This window comes from Archangium lansingense (genome assembly GCF_026626635.1).
In the GTDB taxonomy this organism is placed as follows: domain Bacteria; phylum Myxococcota; class Myxococcia; order Myxococcales; family Myxococcaceae; genus Archangium; species Archangium lansingense.
In genome coordinates, this window is sequence record NZ_JAPNKA010000002.1 from 17,401 (window position 1) to 34,639 (window position 17,239).

General features: G+C 68.1%; 14 protein-coding genes. 9 read left to right on the forward strand and 5 right to left on the reverse strand.

From position 1 onward, the window contains the following. Nucleotides 1–11 precede the first annotated feature (11 nt). The gene (locus OV287_RS55910) at nucleotides 12–2,123 is read left to right on the forward strand and encodes a P-loop ATPase, Sll1717 family (RefSeq protein ID WP_267542641.1); all 2,112 of its coding nucleotides are present in this window, start codon (nucleotides 12–14) and stop codon (nucleotides 2,121–2,123) included. 128 nt (nucleotides 2,124–2,251) lie between these two features. Here the strand turns inward: OV287_RS55910 and OV287_RS55915 are convergent, their stop codons facing one another. From OV287_RS55915 to OV287_RS55935, 5 genes are all read right to left on the reverse strand, one after another. Then, entirely contained in the window at nucleotides 2,252–2,794 is a 543-nt protein-coding gene (locus OV287_RS55915) for a hypothetical protein (RefSeq protein ID WP_267542642.1), read from the reverse strand. A 679-nt stretch (nucleotides 2,795–3,473) separates the two neighbouring features. Then, a complete protein-coding gene (locus OV287_RS55920; RefSeq protein ID WP_267542643.1) occupies nucleotides 3,474–3,617 on the reverse strand; it encodes a hypothetical protein in 144 nt (47 codons plus the stop codon). 131 nt (nucleotides 3,618–3,748) lie between these two features. After that, the gene (gene istB, locus OV287_RS55925) at nucleotides 3,749–4,516 is read right to left on the reverse strand and encodes an IS21-like element helper ATPase IstB (protein ID WP_267533277.1); all 768 of its coding nucleotides are present in this window, start codon (nucleotides 4,514–4,516) and stop codon (nucleotides 3,749–3,751) included. Continuing rightward, nucleotides 4,497–6,011, reverse strand: a complete 1,515-nt coding sequence (istA, locus tag OV287_RS55930) for an IS21 family transposase (RefSeq protein ID WP_267535575.1) — start codon at nucleotides 6,009–6,011, stop codon at nucleotides 4,497–4,499. The genes istB and istA overlap by 20 nt, the downstream gene beginning before the upstream one ends. Before the next feature lie 9 nt (nucleotides 6,012–6,020). Continuing rightward, a complete protein-coding gene (locus OV287_RS55935; protein WP_267535216.1) occupies nucleotides 6,021–6,350 on the reverse strand; it encodes a hypothetical protein in 330 nt (109 codons plus the stop codon). Between the two features lie 478 nt (nucleotides 6,351–6,828). On the opposite strand from OV287_RS55935, the gene OV287_RS55940 reads away from it, so the two are divergent. The 8 genes from OV287_RS55940 (at nucleotide 6,829) to topA (ending at nucleotide 17,214) form a co-directional block, all read left to right on the forward strand. Further along, the gene (locus OV287_RS55940) at nucleotides 6,829–7,194 is read left to right on the forward strand and encodes a hypothetical protein (RefSeq protein ID WP_267542644.1); all 366 of its coding nucleotides are present in this window, start codon (nucleotides 6,829–6,831) and stop codon (nucleotides 7,192–7,194) included. Then, nucleotides 7,169–9,721 (forward strand): VirB4 family type IV secretion system protein, encoded by a 2,553-nt coding sequence (locus OV287_RS55945; RefSeq protein WP_267542645.1) that lies wholly within the window; start codon nucleotides 7,169–7,171, stop codon nucleotides 9,719–9,721. Before OV287_RS55940 ends, OV287_RS55945 begins: the two co-directional genes overlap by 26 nt. 212 nt (nucleotides 9,722–9,933) lie before the next feature. After that, the gene (locus OV287_RS55950) at nucleotides 9,934–10,875 is read left to right on the forward strand and encodes a hypothetical protein (RefSeq protein ID WP_267542646.1); all 942 of its coding nucleotides are present in this window, start codon (nucleotides 9,934–9,936) and stop codon (nucleotides 10,873–10,875) included. Beyond that, entirely contained in the window at nucleotides 10,872–11,792 is a 921-nt protein-coding gene (locus OV287_RS55955; RefSeq protein WP_267542647.1) for a hypothetical protein, read from the forward strand. The genes OV287_RS55950 and OV287_RS55955 overlap by 4 nt, the downstream gene beginning before the upstream one ends. 17 nt (nucleotides 11,793–11,809) lie before the next feature. Next, the gene (locus OV287_RS55960) at nucleotides 11,810–12,523 is read left to right on the forward strand and encodes a hypothetical protein (RefSeq protein ID WP_267542648.1); all 714 of its coding nucleotides are present in this window, start codon (nucleotides 11,810–11,812) and stop codon (nucleotides 12,521–12,523) included. Next, nucleotides 12,520–13,518 (forward strand): hypothetical protein, encoded by a 999-nt coding sequence (locus tag OV287_RS55965; protein WP_267542649.1) that lies wholly within the window; start codon nucleotides 12,520–12,522, stop codon nucleotides 13,516–13,518. Before OV287_RS55960 ends, OV287_RS55965 begins: the two co-directional genes overlap by 4 nt. 13 nt (nucleotides 13,519–13,531) lie before the next feature. After that, the gene (locus tag OV287_RS55970; RefSeq protein ID WP_267542650.1) at nucleotides 13,532–14,878 is read left to right on the forward strand and encodes a hypothetical protein; all 1,347 of its coding nucleotides are present in this window, start codon (nucleotides 13,532–13,534) and stop codon (nucleotides 14,876–14,878) included. A gap of 8 nt (nucleotides 14,879–14,886) precedes the next feature. After that, complete coding sequence (gene topA / locus OV287_RS55975) at nucleotides 14,887–17,214, forward strand: type I DNA topoisomerase (protein ID WP_267542651.1); 2,328 nt, start codon at nucleotides 14,887–14,889, stop codon at nucleotides 17,212–17,214. Nucleotides 17,215–17,239: the final 25 nt, after the last annotated feature.

Below are 17,239 nucleotides of genomic sequence, written 5' to 3' on the forward strand. Positions count from 1 at the left end.
AGGTACGTCCGGTGACGACAGCGCCTGCGGGCAACATCCTCGGAGAGACAACCGCCGAAGCGGACCGGCGTATGCTGGATGTCGCGTTCTATGAGTCGCGGAACTACCTTGAGCTGATCCACGGGTCCGACTTTCGCTTCGTCGTTGGGAGACGCGGCGCCGGCAAGAGCGCTCTCTTCCGCAAGGTCACTCAGGCACTGGAGGCCGAAGGCGGAGCTATCCTCATCACCGAGAAGCCCGATGAAGTGAAGACGGCTGCGCTCCAAGAGGAATTGAAGCAGCTAACCGAGCGGTATGACGATGCCCGCTCGATCACAAGGCTCACCTGGAAGGTGCAGATCCTTACCAGCGCACTTGAGCACATCCTCAAGCACTACAAAGCCGAGAAGCTTGGTGAGACTCGCGTATTTTTGATTGAATTCAAGACTAAGCATCAGAGCCTATTTGAGCACGCGGGCTTGGCGCGAAGTCTTGAAGCACTGAGGCTAGTCAGACGCGCAAATCCGGGCGTTGGAGCCCGAGCGCTGCTTGAGAAGATCTCCGACTACTTCAGGTTGAGGCGCCTCCAAGATGCAATCATCGATGGGGTTCAGAACGCCATCGGCAAGCGCTTGGTCTTTCTCTACGACGGCTTGGACGAGGGATGGCTACCCAGCCCCCTCGCAACAGGGGTTCTCGGTGGCCTCGCCCGCGCCGCTGCCGACTTCCGTGAAGAGAGCCACGGACTTCACTGTCTGCTCTTCATCCGCGACAACATGCTGCGTGCTTTGGTCCAACTAGACCCCGACTACAGTCGGAACATCGAAGGCAGCACGTTGCGGCTTCAATGGGACGAGCGGTCGCTCTTGAGCTTCGTGTCGCTACGGCTCCGAGCCGCCTTTCGGTGGAGTCAAGAGAATGACACCCGAATCTGGACTCAGTTCGCGAAGGGGGAGCTGGAGGGTATCGACGGCTTCCGACGTTGCCTGAAACTGACGCTCTACCGTCCGCGCGACCTCATCAGCCTTCTGAATACGGCTTACAAGGCAGCAGCTGCCGCCAATCGTGATCGGATCATAGACGCCGACCTGCAGGGTGCCGCGACGGCTATCTCCGAACAGCGGCTCCAGGATCTTTACAAGGAGTACCAGGAGGTGCTGCCCGGGATGTCGCTGTTCGCCGAGCGGTTCCGCGGAGGGACAGCTAAGCGCAAGTCTGCGGATGTGAAGCAACTCCTTCAGGACGTTGTCGATGCCGGCGGTACTGGGATGGTGGCACGCGACTTTGCATTGATTTCGACGGGCGCAGACGCCTTCAACGCTCTTTACAGTGTTGGATTCCTGGGCATCCAAGATGACGTAGGTGATGCCGTGACGTTCTGCCACGACGGCTCGAACACGGACGTACAGGAGCTACCAGACAGCCGAGTCATCGTCGTTCATCCCTGCTTCTGGAGGGCACTGAGCCTTACTGGCGATGTACCACAAGAAGAGGTCCTCATTCGGGTTGACGACGAGGACGATGTGGCGAAGGGCGTCCCAGCGAAGACAGAGATGAAGGCGGATCGACTCCGCAAGCTCGGGCAGATCGCTGACGATCTTGAAAAGATCCCCCTCGGCAACGAGGGCGCCCATGCCTTCGAGAAGTGGGTTCACAAAACGGCTCAGTATCTCTTTGCGAAGGACCTGGGGAATATCGAGCTGCACCCGAACAAGAGCGGCCTCCAGCAACGCGATGTGGTCGGGTCAATTAATGCCGACAGAGGATTCTGGGGGAGGGTTGCGCGCGTCTACGGCGTGAGCCAGATCGTGTTCGAATGCAAGAACTTCGAGGAGATGGCTGCCCCCGAATTCCGCCAAGCCTGGGGCTATCTCAGCGGCCCTTATGGACGACTCCTCATCATGGTGACGCGTTCCTCTCAGGACAAGCAGATCACCAATAGAGAGCGGGCGCTGGTCAAGGAAGGATGGGACCTTCACGAGAAACTGATCGTGCTGATTCCGGCGATCTTGTTGCAGCGGGCAATCCGGAAGATGCGGACGAGCAAAGAACAGCGAGAAGACGCCATCCAAACCATATTGAACGAGCGTCTCGACAAGTACGAGAGGGGCTACATCAGCCAGAAGGCTCCCCGAGACGAGTAGACTCTGCAGGACTGCCTTGCAAAAAGGCACGGCGGAGCGCACGGCACCAGCAGTCCGTGCGCAGCCCTCGTGTCGAAAGTCCCGTGGGCCCGGCCGTGCGCATGGTTCCGACCCGCAAGTCTGAAGAATTAGGAGGACTTCGTCGCCGCCTTCGTAATCGCAAGAGCGTAGCGATCGGCGCGCTCCTTGTTCTCCTGCCATACCTCGAAGAAATAAGCTATGCTTTCCAGGAGCCGATTGGCGACAACTGCTGACTCCTCATCCGAGAGGCTGTGAAGTCCCTCGCTGAATGCGCTGTACATCACTTCTAGCGGGTTGTGACCGCCAGGCTTCAGGTGCGCGGGGGTGTGCTGGGCAGCGATTTTCAGCCGGTCGGTTGCGTAGAGGTTCTGACTTGCCGCCTTAATCTGCTCACTGGCTGCGGTGTCTCCCGCAGCGGCAGCGCTCTCCGCCACCATCCTGAGAATGTCGTCGATATGGTTCTCGATAATGCGGCGAAAATACGCGACCGCACCAATGCCGCGGCCAGCACGCAGCGAGGAAGAACCTTTGATGAACAGGCTTTTCCCATCTCTTCCGAGGGCCTTAACTAAGGTGCGAGAGAGAGGTGCCTCCCATGCCGGGTACTGCCCAACCTTTTCAATTGAGTAGTTGGTGAGGTGACGATCCAAGATGCCCCCTCCAGGACCACTTGGTACCTCCTTTATCCCCCCAGACGTCATGGCGAGCATGAACGTGGTGGTCGACGTTTCACAATTCATGCACTTATACGAATGCATCCCCAGCATGTTCGTCGTCACAAACTCGTAGGACCAAGTCGTCTGCTCAGCGTCGTCGCACAGAGCACAGTCGCGCTGGAGGCGCGGAGGAATCACTGCGGCCCAGTCGGACAAGCGAATGGGGCGGGGAGGGGTGAAATCTATCCTTTGATAGAGCCCCTTGTTGAGTAGCAAGTCCGCGACGTCGCGCCGAGCGACATCAAGCCAATTAGAGAGATCCTGGTCTAGCATCAAATTCCTCGTGGCCGAAACCCCACGCCTCCTCGATGGCGGGCGACCATATCCATGTCCGGGCACATGCGCGACCTTCGGCCGCCAAGGGATTGAGCTGAGGTGTGCTGTGCGCGCCTCGCCCTCGACTGCGGCCCCCACTCGCCCCGCACGACTGCTGCACAGCAACGCTCGTGTCCTTGCGCCCGGCAGCTGGCCAAGCAGGGACTCGTGCGAGGGTCTCCGCCGGGCATACCGCACGTAATTACGTGCGTTCTCCGTGGTGCGGCGGCCCTTGCTGCCGCCCCACCCTCTGCCCCTCACCCATGAACCGACTCAGCCGCTTCGCCGTCGTCGCCCTCTACACCCTGGTGCCCTCACTCGTCTTCGCCCAGGACAAAATCACCTCAGCCCTCAACCAGGGCTCCAAGTGGTTCAGCACCATCACCCTCGCCATCGGCGGCATCGGCCTGGCCGCCACCGGCTGGAAGTACTTCTTCGGCAAGCCGGACGCCCGACAGAGCCTCGAGAGCAATTTCCTGGGCTTTGGTGTTGGCGTTCACGAGGAAACGCGGAAATTTGGACTGGGACGCTGGAGGTGTGCCGGGGGTCCGGCATCCCGGTCCGAGGTGAGGCTCAGCGCTTGGACTTCGCCCTCCTGGTCGTCGCGGCCTCCTCGGCCTCGCGGCGGCGGTAGCTCTCGCCTTCGATAGCGAGGACGTCCGCGTGGTGGATGACGCGGTCAATCAGCGCGGTGGCGCACGCGGCGTTGGGAAAAATGGTCGGCCAGTCCGAAAACGCCAGATTCGTGGTCATCACCAATGAGCGTTGTTCATACCTGCGCGCCACGACTTGAAAGAGGAGGTCCGCGTTGCGCGCGTCGTAGGCGAGGTAGCCCATCTCGTCGATGACGAGCAGGCTGGTGCGGCTGGTGTAGTGGCGCAGGCGGCGGTCCAGTGCGCGGCTGGTGTCCTGGGCGCCCAGGTCGAGCAGCAACTGGGAGGCGGTGACGAAGAGAGCGGAGTGCCCCTTGAGGACGGCCTGGTGGGCGATGTTCTGCGCGATCATCGTCTTGCCCAGTCCCTGAGGGGCGACAATGACGACGTTGCGCGCGCGCTCCAGGAAATCCAGGCGCAAGGCGGACTCGACGGCCTCGCGGTCAATCTTCTTGGGCCATCCCCAGTCGTAGTCCGCCATGGGCTTGAAGCGGCCAAGGCGGCTGCGAGACAGGCGCCGCTCGAGACTTCTGCGGCCGCGTTCCTTCTGCTCCTCGTCGGCCAGGTGCTCCAGCAACTCGGTAGCGCCCCATCTGGCCTTCGTGGCGCGGGCGATGAGGTCCGCGAGGCCCTGGGAGGTGGCGTGCAGTCCGAGGGAGGCCAGGCGGTCAGCGAGTGGAGTCGTCATCGGCGGAGTCCTTGTCGAGGAGGCGGTCGTAGTCGGCGAGGGAGTGGGGGCGGGTGCGGGAGGCGGCGATGCGCGGGTCATCCGGCAGCACCACGGTGAGTGGTGGAGGCTGACGCTGGCGGCGAGCGCGCTGGTCCAGGAGGTGGGCCACGGCGGGGGCGCTCACCGCCCCCTTGCGCAGGGCCTCGGCGAGGGCCTCATCCAGGGCGCGTGCGCCGTGGAGCGTAAGTAACTTCAGCAATTGAGCAGTGTGGTGTGACAGCGAGAGGTCGCGCTGGGCGAGGGCCGCGAGGAAGCCCTCCGCCTGCTGGCAGGAGGCGCGCAGCAAGTCTCGGCCGCGCAGCTCGTGCGCGCGGGCCTTGGCGTCGGCGAGGGCGGCGAGGTGGCCGGGCTGCTCCAGGGTGCGGCCCTTCTCGAAGCAGCGCGGGTGGGAGGCCACCTCCTCGGAGCCGTCCAGTACGCGTACGCGTGTCTCGGAGGCCACCAGGGTGAGGGGCTTCTTCACCAGGGTGTGTGGAATGGAGTAGTCGTTGGAGTCGAAGCGCACGTAGGGCGTCTTGCCGGAGGCGACGGGGCGCACCACGTCCGTGGGAAACGGGTGTGCGGGCAGGGGCAGCAGCCGCGGGCGTTCCTCCTCGAGGGCCGTGGCGACGGTGCGCCCGGTGACGTCGCCGGGCAATTGGCGCGCGTGGGCCACCTCGGCCGCCCACCGCGCCGCTTGAGAGTTGAGGTCATCCACGCCGCTAAAGGTGCGCGCGGCGAAGAAGGAGTCGCGCAGGTAGCGGATGGTGCGCTCCACCTTGCCCTTCTCGTTGCCGCGGTAGGGGGCGCAGGGCTTGGGTGCGAAGTGGTAGTGGCCGGCCAATTCCAGCAGGCGCGGGTGGAAGCGGATGGCGTCGCCGGCGCGCTCGAGCACCACGGACTTCAAGTTGTCGTACAGCAGCGCGCGCGGCACGCCCCCCAGCGCCTGGAAGGCCAGCACGTGGCCCCTGAGGAAGCTCTCCAGCGTCATGTCGAGGAAGAAGCGCGCGTAGAGGGCGCGGCTGTGGCCCAGCACCATGACGAAGCAGCACAGAGGGCGGCGCGTGTTGCCCACGGACAGCGTGCCGAAGTGTCCCCAATCCACCTGGGCCTCCTCGCCCGCAAGCGTGCTGCGGCGCAGGAAGGCCTCGGCGCGAGAGGTGGGACGCACCGTGCGCACGTAGCGGCGCACCTGGAGCGGGCCACCCACGTAGCCGCGCGCCTTCACCATGTGGAAGAGGCGCATGGCGGTGAGGCGTGGGTGGGCCTCCAGGGTGGCTTGGATGAAGCCCTTGTAGGCATCCAGCAGCGTGGGCCTGACGGACTTCACCCCCGTGCCGCTGACGCGCTCGAGCGTCAGGGCGCGCCGGACGGTGTCGTGGTGCACGCTCAGCTCGGAGCAGATGGTGCCCACCTTCCAGTGCTCGGCGAAGTGCAGTCGGCGGATGCGGGCGGCGAGTTCGGGGGAAATCATGGGCCCACCTCACGGCGGACGGGCAGCCCTGAAGCGCCGGCCCACGTGGGTGCGCGCAAGCGTGGTGTGGCGCAGGAAGGGACTCTGACGCCCGCACGAGGTGCAGGCGGGGATGGAGGGCGGCGGTGCATGCGGCAGTGGCCTCGCTGCGCTCGGCTCCGCGGCCACCTGCGTGGCGGCCGGGGCCGGCGCGACGGGCACACTGGCTGTCCGCGCCACGGCAGCGGGAGACTGATGCGTCACTTTCTCTCGCCGCCGCTCCCGCCAGGCCGCCTGCCGCGCGGCATGTGCGTGCCGTCCGTCCCGGGTGCGCTGGTAGCGCGCACCAGCCGCGCGCATTGACTCCGCCCGCGCCCTTCGACTGCACGGCGGCCCGCAGTAGCGCTGGCCACGGTCGCACGCAGAGCAGAGGAAGAACACCTGCCGACACTCGGGCCGGCCGCACACCACGAAGCGCAGCGCCTCCACGACACTCCTGCGCGCGCCGGCTTCTGGCGCCGCGCCCCGGAGTGCGCTACCTCTTCCTCACCGGCTCGCCCCTCTCGCACACCAGGGCGCGCCTCCAAGGAGGGCCCTCCAGCCGCTACTGGTGGGCCTTCCGTCTTTTCAGGACGCGCGCGACCGTGGATTCCACCGGCGCACTCTCCCCCCCTCAACTTCTCGGCCACACCCATCTCAGGGAGTGGTCTTGAAGTCAGGCAACTCCCGGCGACCCATGACCAGGAACCTGCGCTTCCTGGTGACCATCAACAGCTTTGGCGTGTGCCTCGGCGCCGGCACCCTCATCGAGCTCTTCCGGCGGTGGATGGGGTAGCCCGTGGCGCCGCCCCGTGAGGAGCCCGGGCTCGAGCGCTCCCCCGTCTTCCGCCAGCTCAACGCCGCTGGCCGCTTCGCACGCTTCGGGAAGGAGGACGCCATCCTCCCCCTCCTCGTGCTCGCCGCCGTCGCCATCGCTGGCAACATCATCGGCTTCCACCCCGCCTATGCCCACGTGGCCTTTGCCGCCTCACTAGCCGCCAGTTGGGTCTTCCGCGTCCGGTTCCCCAATGGTGGCTTGGTGGGCCTCCTGCGCTTCCTGACAGAGCCTCGGCACCTGTCGGCCCACGCGCCCGACGCCTGCCCTCCGTACCCCGCCGCACCCAACCGGGAGTCTCCAGATGCCACCACCTCCCAGCTTGAATGAGTCTGCCTTCGCCTCCTACCTGCCTTACTGGTGGGTGGGAGACGGAGCCCTCGCCCTGGTGGACGGCACCCTCGTCCGCGGTTTCCGCCTCCGGCCTCTCTCCGTCCTCACCCTTCCGAATGCCGAGCGCAACGCGCTGGCCGCCTTCTGCCGCTCCGCCCTCAACGCGCTACCCATCGGCTACCAGCTCCAGGTCCTCCGCCAGTCCCGCCCGGTGAGCGAGGGCTACTTCCGCACCTACGCGGAGCTGTCGGCCGCCGAGAATCCCATCCTCCGCGAGCAGCGGGCCCAGTCCACAGCCTTCCTGCGCGGCCGGCAGCTGCGCGTCTTCGACTTCTACGTCTTCCTCTCGAAGCCGCGCGCCTTCGGCCCCCTCGGGCGTGGCAGCCTCTTCGACAGGCTCCTCGGCCGCCGCAATGCCTCCACCATTGCTCGGGAGCAGCACCTGGCCGCGCTCCAGGATCTCGACGCCAAGGCCCGTGCCTTCACCAGCGCGCTCGATGCGCGCGTCCCTCTCACGCCTCTGGGGGAGGAGGAACTCGTCGAACTCGTCTTCCGCTTCCTCAACCCATCGCGCGCCCGCTACTACACCCCGGAGCTGCCCGCGCGCGAGCCCCCTCCGGGCCTCGCCGCCGAGCAGCGCCACCTCCACCGCCCGCTCAGCCTGCGCCAGCAGCTCGTCCACGCGGGCCTCTCCTACAACCTCGACACCCTCTTCCTCGACGACCCGGTGCGTCCCTACCGGGTGATGGGCGTGAAGTCGCTTCCGCCCGCCACCGAGGCCGCCCACATCCTCCCGGCCAACCGGCTGCCCTTCGCGCACTGGCTGTCCGTGAGCCTCTCCGTCCCGGACTCCGAGGCCCGGTACGAGTCTATCGACCGCCGGCGCAAGCGGGCCCTCGCCGCGGCTTCTGGCTGGGGGCGCAACGTCCGAGCCGAGGAGCAGGCCGAGGAGCTCGAGGGCGCCATGCGCGCCATGGTGGCCCGCGACCAGCGGCTCTTCGAGCTGTCCGTCCAGGTCCTCTTCGGCGCCGACACGCTCGTGGAGCTCGACCGCTACACCGAGATGGCGGCCGAGCAGTTCATCCGTGCCATGCGGACGCCCTTCTCCACGCTGCAGATGGAGCAGCTCCCCGGTTACCTCGGGATGCTGCCCGGCAATGCCCACCAAGCGCTGCACCGGCAGACGGTACTCACCGACAACGCCGCCGACTTCCTGCCCCTCTACGCCTCCGCCCCAGGCGACAAGCGGCCGCTCTTCCTCGCTACCACCCGCACGGGTGAGCCCTACGCCATCGACGCCGCCAACGCGGCCGCGGAGGCCTGGAATTGGTGCATCTTCGGGAGGACCGGCTCCGGGAAGACGTTCTACGTCCTCTCGCTCGCCACCAGCAGCATGCTGGCTCTCGGAAGCCCCCTCATCGTCGTGGACGTGGGCGGCAAGGAGAAGGGCAGCTATTACCGGCTCGTGCAGTTGCTCGGCGGCGACTTCGTCTCCGTCTCGCTCGATGGCAGCATGGCCATCAACCCCTTCTTCTCGCGCGAGGACCTCTACACGGACGACGAGGGCAACCCCTCGCGCGAGCCCAACCCGGGCAAGGTGCTGTTTCTCGCGGGCCTCGCCAAGCTGCTCGTCACCGACCCGGGCCAGCCCGCCCCCGGCATCATCGCCTCCTCCATCCTCGAGCAGGCAATATTGGCCACCTACGAGCGCGTGGGCAGCGCGCGCCCGCCCATCTTCTCCGACCTTGCCGAGGAGCTGGAGGCCTTCGCCGGCGAGGACAAGGAGAGCACCGCCCTCGCGCGCCGCATGGCCAAGTCCCTGCGCGCGCAGCTCTCCACAGCCCGGGCCCGCGTCATCAACCAGCAGACGAAGGTGAACATCCGAAGCCCGTTCGTGGTCTTCGACCTCAAGGGGATTGAGGACCTGGGCGACTTCGGCACCATCGTCTTGCTGGTCATCTCCGCCTATGTCTGGTCGATGATCGGCCGCAAGCGCAGCGCCCCCGGGTGGCTCGCGTGGGTCATCTACGATGAAGTCTGGAAGCTCCTGAAGGACCCCACCGCCGCGCAGCTCATCGCCGAGCTGTACCGCACGGCGCGCAAGCTCAAGGCGGGCGTCGTCACCATCACCCAGGAGCTCGCCGACTTCCTCGCGGTGCCCCAGGCCTCGGCGATCCTCGCCAACGCCACCAACTTCGCCCTCCTGCGCCACTCCAAGGGGCATGAACAGGTGGGCGAGCTGCTGCAACTCAACTCGCGCGAGCTGGAGCTCTTCCGGAGCCTTACGCCCAAGAAGGGCCACTACAGCGAGGTATTCCTCCGCCGCGGCGACGAGAGCACCATCGTCCGCGTCACCCCGAGTCCGTGGGACTACTGGGTGAACACCACTGACGGCGTGGACAGGGACCTCGAGGCCGAGGTGGTGCGCCGCTTCGGTGGCAACCACCTCGCCGCGCTCCGCTACCTCGTCGAGCACCACCCGCACGGTGCTCCCCGCGAGGCCACCAGCGTCGAAGCCGCCTGACTGCCTGCTCGGCCCAAGCCCGCCGTCAGCCCGTCGCCGGAATCATGTGCGCGAAATCGCATGTTATTACGTGCGCTCAGGGGCGTGACGTCGGGTAGCCGCGCGAGTCGCCGCACCCCACACCGCCCCGGCGCCCTTGAGTCCTGTCCGACGTGTCCCCACGGGGATGCTGGTGCACGTGCGCCCGCGTCCCCTCACCGGAGCCCCGAGACGTGAAGCCGTCCCGCCTTACCCTTCCCCTCGCCGCCGCCGTGGTGCTGCTCGCCGGCAGCGCCCGAGCCCAGTTCGTGGACCCGGGGGCCAACGCGCTGCAGCTTCAAATTCTCATGGAGAACGTCCGGCAGACGCTCTCCATGGGAGACCAGCTCGCGCAGCTCCAGCAGACCGTCACCACCGCCCGCGAGAACCTGGCCCTCGTGCGCAGCGTCTACGCCGGCGTCAGCGAATTCACCTCGTACAAGCCCGAGGACCTGCTCAAGGAGGGGCGCCGCGCCTTCCTCTCCGCCAACCCGGAGCTGGCCGACGCGCTCTCCCTCGGCCAGGACCTCACGCGCCCGCTGGGGGAGGGTGGCCTTCGCCCTGCCCTCAACGTCAACCTGGGCGTGGACGCCTACGGTGACGCCGCCCGCCGCCGCGAGGCTGCTGGCGCGGGCCCAGCCCCCGCCTACGACGCGCGAGCCGCCTGGAGCGTCTCCCGTGAGGTGCAGGGCCTCCTCGACGACGCCTCCGTGCAGTCCTCCCTCGCGAGGCCACTCCCCGTGGCCACCGCCGCCGAAGGCCTCTTCCAGCTCGACATGGCCCGGGCAGACGCGGGCCTCGCCGAGCTTTACATGCGGCGCCAGGCCAGCGCGCTCTCCGCCCAGGAGGCGGCCCTGGCCGTCTTCAAGGAGTCCACCACTGCCGCCCCTGGCAAGGCGCAGCAGCTCGCCGCGCAGTCGGGCGCCATGACGGCCGTGGGCGTGGCCCGCCTCCAGGAGCTCGAGGCCAAGCAACTCTCCCTCCTCGAGCTTCAGCGCCAGGAGGAGGCCACCACGCGTGCCGCGGTGCAACAGGAGCGGGACGCCGCCTGGGAGCGGCTCGGCTCCAGCATGAAGGAGTCCTTCCGCCGCGCCGCCCCGCGTGAGGTGGACTTCCCAACCGGAGGCCCGCGATGACGCAGCTCGGGCAGTACGGCCTCTTCGACACGGTGCTTTCCGGGCCCCCGGCCACTGCCTACTGGCTTGCCTGGCCACTGCTCGCCCTGTGCACCGCCATCCGCATCGCCCTCGCGCACTGGAAGAAGGCCACCAATCAGGATCCGCAGTTCAGCATCATCATCTACGAGCTGGGCCTCGCCGCGGCCGCACTGGGCGCCTACTCCTACCTTGCGCAGTGGATATGGGCGGCCGGGCAAAATCTCGCCGTCGCCATCTACCCCGAGTCGAAGATGGAGGCCCTGGGCGAGCTACTCCTCCAGGTGTCCGCTAGCTTCCGGGACTACAGCTTCTCCTTCTTCGACGTGGCCAAGGGCGCGAAGGACGGCGCCGTCGTCGCCGTGGGTTTTTTCTCGTGGCTCTTCGCGCTGCTCGGCCACGCGCAGCTGCAGGGCGCGCAGGCCATCGTCTGGAATTGCCTCTACTGCTTCGGCCCGCTCCTCCTCGCCGCGAGCATGCTGGGCATTCCCTCCGGCCGCGTGTGGCTTAGCTGCCTCATTCAGGTGAGCTGCTGGAGCGTCGCCACCGCGGTGGTGTACCGCACCATCGGCGACAGCATGGCCGTGTACCTCCTCGAGGCGAAGAACCTGCCGCTGCTCGACACGCGATTCATCGACGTCATCACCAACCTCATTTTCCTCGCCGTGCTGCCCCTCATGGTGCCGGGGCTCGTCGCCTACTTCATCGGCCAGTCCGTCGCCCCCATCTTCTCGGCCGCGACGGCTCAGCAAGTCGCCACCGGCCTCGCTGGCGCCGTCGGCTCCTTCATCGGTGGCCGTCTCGGTGCCTCGACTCACCAGCAGCCCGGCGGCGTTGGCGGCAAGCACCAGGCCCCGGCCCACGAGGACAGCCACCCCCTCCGCCCCAAGGACGTTTGAAGCCTCCTAGCCCCTCCATGCCCATGCCTACTTCCTCCACGCATTTCGAGCTGTGGGACGACGTCGCCCGCTCGGCGCGCTTCCACAAGCGATTCAACCTGGTCCTCCTCGCCGCCGTCGTCCTCCTCGCTGGCGCTCTTGTCCTCCTCGCCACCCGCCCGCTGCTCGCCATCCGCGTGGACCAGCTCGGCCGCGCCGAGCTCGTGGGCAACGTGCTTCCCAGCGCCGCGCCCGGGCCCGAGGAGGCCGAGCACGTCTCCCGCCTCGTCTCCACCTACCTGCTCGAGGTGACGAGCGGCAGCGTCCAGAGGGACTTGGGCAAGGCCCTCGCCTTGATGACCCAGCGCTTTTCCCACGCCTACCGCGACGTGGTGAAGGATGACCCCACTCTCGCCAAGCTCGAGCAGGGCAACGTGCGCACCGCGCTCACCTTCGACCCGGCGCAGACCCAGGTGAAGGTTGCGCCCGACGAGCAGGGCCGCCCCGTGCGCTACTTCGTGCAACTCGGCGGCGTGCTGGAGGCCTTCCGGCAGGACGCCTATGGCGCCCCGCTGATGAAGCGCCCCGTGGTGGTGCGCGCCACGCTCGTCGTCGTCCCCCGAAGCCCCGCCACGCTCAACGGGCTGCTCGTGGAGCACCTGGAGAAGGAATTCCCCCAGACGCCGGTGGCGCCGCCCACCCTCTCCGCGAGCCCCGTGCCGCCCGGGCCCGCTCCGAAGGGGGCGCGATGAAGACCGCTGCCCTCCTCTGCCTCCTCCTCGCCCTGGCCGCGCCGGCGAAGTCGCCCCGCCCGCAGCCCGTGCCCTCTCCCGTCACGCCCGCCGAGGTGGCCGCGCCGGCTGCCGACGCGCTGGTGGCGCAGGAGGTCCGCGTGCTGGAGCTCGACGAAAAGCGCGCCAACAAGGTGTACCGGATTCGCACCGCGCCGGGCTTCCAGACGGTGGTGGAGTTTCCCGAGGGCTTCGCCTCGCCGCCCTCCTGTGGTGACTGCGTGGATGGCGCCTCCCCCAACCTCGACAAGAGCCCGGCGCTCTTCGTCCTCCAGGCATTCGACAATGACAACTACATCGCCGTGAAGCCTCTGCGCTTCTCGCGCGAGGAGGGCGGCGACGGCCCTCCAGCCGACGAGTTTCAGATGACGGTGACGGTGCGCCTCAAGTCACGCCTCACTGTCACCCTCCTGGTTGAGTACGCACACCGGGCCCAGGCTGACGCCCGTGTCGTCTTCACCCTCCCCAACCGGGGGGCCGAGTCCCAATTCGTTCGCGACCAGGTGGCCAAGGCCCGGGCCGAGCTGGAGGCGGATTTCACCCGGCGCCTCGCCGAGAGCAGCACCCGCGTCCTCCTCAGCGCCCTCCTCGACACGCCCAAGTGCCGCACCGTGGGCCGTCAGACGCGCCAGGGGGACGTGCGCCTCGAGGTTCTCCACCTGTGTCGCCTCGGCTCCAAGGTGTTCGTCCGCTTCGCCGTGGAGAACCGCGGCCGCGACGAGCTCGCCGTGGGGGAAGTCGCCCTCTACCAGCTACACGGCAAAGGTGAGAGCCAGCCCGTGGACGACACCCAGTTGCTCCTCTCCGACGACGAGCTGGCCTTCCGCGAGGTGGCCAAGGGCGTCATCGGCTTTGAGCTCCCCGAGGGCGCTGAGGCCGCCGCCTCCTACGCACTCCATCTCACCGAGAGAACCGGCGACGGCCGCCCCGTTGTTGTGGACGCCTTCCATTTCTAGAGGCCCTTCCGCGATGACTCCTCCTAAGCAACCCGCCCCCTACGACCCTGATCTCCCGCCCGAGCCCCTGACCGACGACATGCCGCCCGAGCCGGCCGAGCTGGCTGGCCCGCCGGAGCCCGAGGACCTAGCAGGCCCGCTTGAGCCCGAGGACCCGGAGGGCCCATCCGTGCCCCCGCCCCCTGTCTCGGCAGTGGCCGAGCCCTCAGCGGCTGTGCCGCCGCCCGCTGTGCCCCCCACGCCCGCGCCCGCCCCCGTGCCGGTGGTGCACGCACCAGTGGCCCAGGCCCCCGCGCGGCCCTCCATTCCTGCCTCCGTCCCAACGCCGCCCCCCAAGAAGCCGGACGCGCTGGAAAGGCAGCGGACGGCCTTGGCGGCCGAAATCCACAACCCACGGGGGGCGGACCCGCGGGCCGTCGTCGTCCCCCTGGTGGTGCTCCTCCTCCTTCTCGGGGGCGGCGCCCTCTTCGTCCACGTCTGGGCAGACACGGAGGACTCCTCACGCACGACGCGCCAGGAGGTGAAGACGGCGCACCAGGAGCGCCTTGAGCGCGAGCGGGCGCTCCAGGACCTGATGCCCAACGGCGACCCGCCCATCCTCGCCGACCTGCCTGCCGAGCCCTCTGCGTCCGGGGGGCCCTCCGTCGAGCAGACGGCCCCTCCTGCGCCCGCCACCGCGCCGCCCACCCGCCGCGCCCCCAGAGTGACGCAGCCTGCCGCCCCCAGAGTGACGCAGCTGCCGCCCCCGGAAGCGGACGCTCCCGAGGCCGAAGCGCCCGCCCGGCAACCCCGGCGCTCGCTCGCGACCTCGATGGCCACGAGCTTCGCGGATGCCCCGCCCACGTCCACCAGCTCCGCCTCCGTCGCCCGCGGCACCTTCCTCCCCGCCTGTCTCACCGCGGTTGCGGATCCGTCGCAGTCCGCCCCCTTCACCGCCGTGGTGTCCACCGACGTGAAGGCCGGTGACGTCGTCGCCGTGCCCCGCACCTCTACGCTCGTCTGCACTGGCCACGGCATCAGCGCCGCGCGCCTCACCGGCAGCTGCGACACGCTCACCATCCCTGGCCGCGGCTCCCCATCGTTCGCGGGCCTCCTCTACGGCAAGGACAGGCGCCCGGGCCTGCCCGTCATTCTCTCGGGTGGGCCGATCGCTGGCGATGACGCCCGCGACACCGCCCTCACCACCGCCGAGCGGGTGCTCGGCTCAGTCAGCCCGGGAGGCCTGGGCGGCGAGCTGCTGCAGGGTGCGGCGGGTGCTGGCGGCCGCGCCGTTCGCAACTCTGCGCGCCCCTCCGAGTCCTCCGCGCGCCCGGTGCCCAAGGGCACCTGCTTCCTCGTCTTCGTTGATCAACCCTTCTGAGGTAACCCGTGTTGCTCGTCGTCGTTGAGTCCCCCACCAAGGCCAAGAAGATTCAGCAGTTCCTCGGCGCTGGTTACCAGGTCCTCCCCAGTGGGGGGCACGTTCGTGACTTGCCCCTCAAGGACTTGGGCGTGGACCTGTCCACCTTCCGCGCCCAGTACGAGGTGCTCGAGCCGAAGGCCTCCTTCCTCGCACGCATCCGCGCCGCGGCGAAGGACGCCGAGCACGTCTTCCTCGCCTCGGACCCGGACAGGGAGGGAGAGGCGATTGCGTGGCACCTCGCCCAGGAGCTGCGCCTCAAACGCTACTCGCGCGCTCGCTTCGACCAGATAACGGCAAAGGCCGTGGAGGCAGCCCTCAAGGCAGCGGGCTCGCTGGACACCGCCCTCGTCGATGCGCAGCAGGCCCGCCGCATTCTGGACCGCATTGTCGGCTGGAAGGTGTCTCCGCTCCTCCAGCCCCTCGGGAAGAACCACAGCGCCGGCCGGGTGCAGAGCGCCGCCCTGCACCTGGTGGTGGAGCGTGAGAAGGCGCGCAAGGCCTTCAGGCCCCGTGACTACTGGACGCTCTCCGCGCGCTATGGCAACGAACTCGTCGGCCGCTACGCCACCCTCAACGACAAGGGTGAGGTGGAGGACACCCAGCTTTCCTCTCAGGCCGAGGCGGACGCGGTTGTCGCCAGGGCCCGAGGGCCGCACGTGGTGAAGCACGTGGAGCGCAAGCCCTCCGAGAGGAAGGCCCCCGCGCCCTTCACCACCATGGAGCTCCAGCAGGCGGCGGGGCGCCGTCTCAAGCTGAGCATCGACGCCACCATGCAGCTCGCCCAGGAGCTTTTCGAGGGCGGCCACATCACCTACCACCGCACGGACTCCCCCGCCCTCTCCGAGGAGGCGCTCGCCATAGCGCGCGCCTTCATCGCCCACGACTTCCCCGCGGGCCTACCCGACAAGCCCAACGTCGCCAAGGCGAAGGGCAACGCCCAGGAAGCCCATGAGGCCATCCGCCCCACCAGCCTTGAGGAGGACCTCCCCGAAGGCCTCGCCGGCGACGCGGCCGCCCTCTACAGGCTCATTCGCGCCCGCTTCCTGGCGAGCCAGTGCAAGCCCGCCGTCTACGACACCACCACCGTCGTCGTCGAGTCGGGCGACACCTCGTGGCGCGCCCGCGGCGCTGTCCGCGCCTTCGAGGGGTGGCAGCACTACGTCGATGACGCCGGCGCCGACGACGACAAGCAGGACGAGCTGCCCCGCGTGGAGGTGGGGCAGGCCCTGGAACTCGTCGCCATCGACTCCGCGAAGAAGCAGACGCAGCCGCCCCCGCGCTTCACCCTCCTCTCGCTCGCCAAGGAGATGGAGCGCACCGGCATCGGCCGCCCCTCCACCTACGCCCAAATCGCCGGCAAGGAGGGCGTCCTCCTCCGGCGCCAGTACATTGAAGAGGACTCGAAGGGCTTCATCACCCCCACCGTGCGTGGGCAGGCCGTGGACGAGGTCCTCTCCGAGGCCTTCGCCTCCCTCGTCGCCGTGGACTACACCGCCCAGCTCGAGGAGACGCTGGACACCATCGCCGAGGGGAAGGCCTCCCACGTGGAGCACCTGCGCACCTGGTGGGCCGACTTCGAGCGCCGCCTGGGGGCAGCCCCCTCCGCCGTCGAGCAGCTGCTGCGCAAGCGGCCCGAGCTCGCAGCGGCCGCGCCCGACGCTCCCAAGCCCACCGGGAAGCAGTGTCCCCGCTGTGGGGAGGGCGAGCTGCTGCTCTGCCCGGGCAAGCGGGGCGAATTCCTCGCCTGCAGCCGGTGGCGGGCCACGCCCAAGTGCGACTACACGGCCCCCCTGGACGTGAAGGCCGCCGCGCGCCCCTGCCCTCGCTGCACGAAGGCCATGGAGGAGGTGCAGGGCAAGAGTGGCCCCTACGTCCGCTGCCTCGACAAGGACGGCTGCGGCTACATGGGCGACGTGGACGCCCAACCCCACCCGGAGCCCTGCCCCAAGTGCCAGGGCGCACTGGAGCGGACCCGCGGCAAGCACGGGCCCTACGCACGCTGCCTCAAGAAGGACTGCGAGGGCACCCGCGACCTGGCCGAGACCGTGGACGAGAAGTGCCCCCAGTGCCTCACCGCGCCCATGAAGGACAAGGGGGACTTTCTCTCCTGCTCCACCTACCCCGCATGCAAGGGCACCTGGGACAAGAAGGAGCTCGCCCAGGCCCGGAAGCTCAATCGCACCTGCCCCAAGTGCAGCGTCCGCCGCCTGCGCCCGGGCAAGAATGCCCGGGGCCCTTTCGTAGGCTGCTCGGGCTACCCCACCTGCAAGCACATCGAGGAGAAGCCCAAGTGAGCTGTCGAACCTACCCACAGCGGTG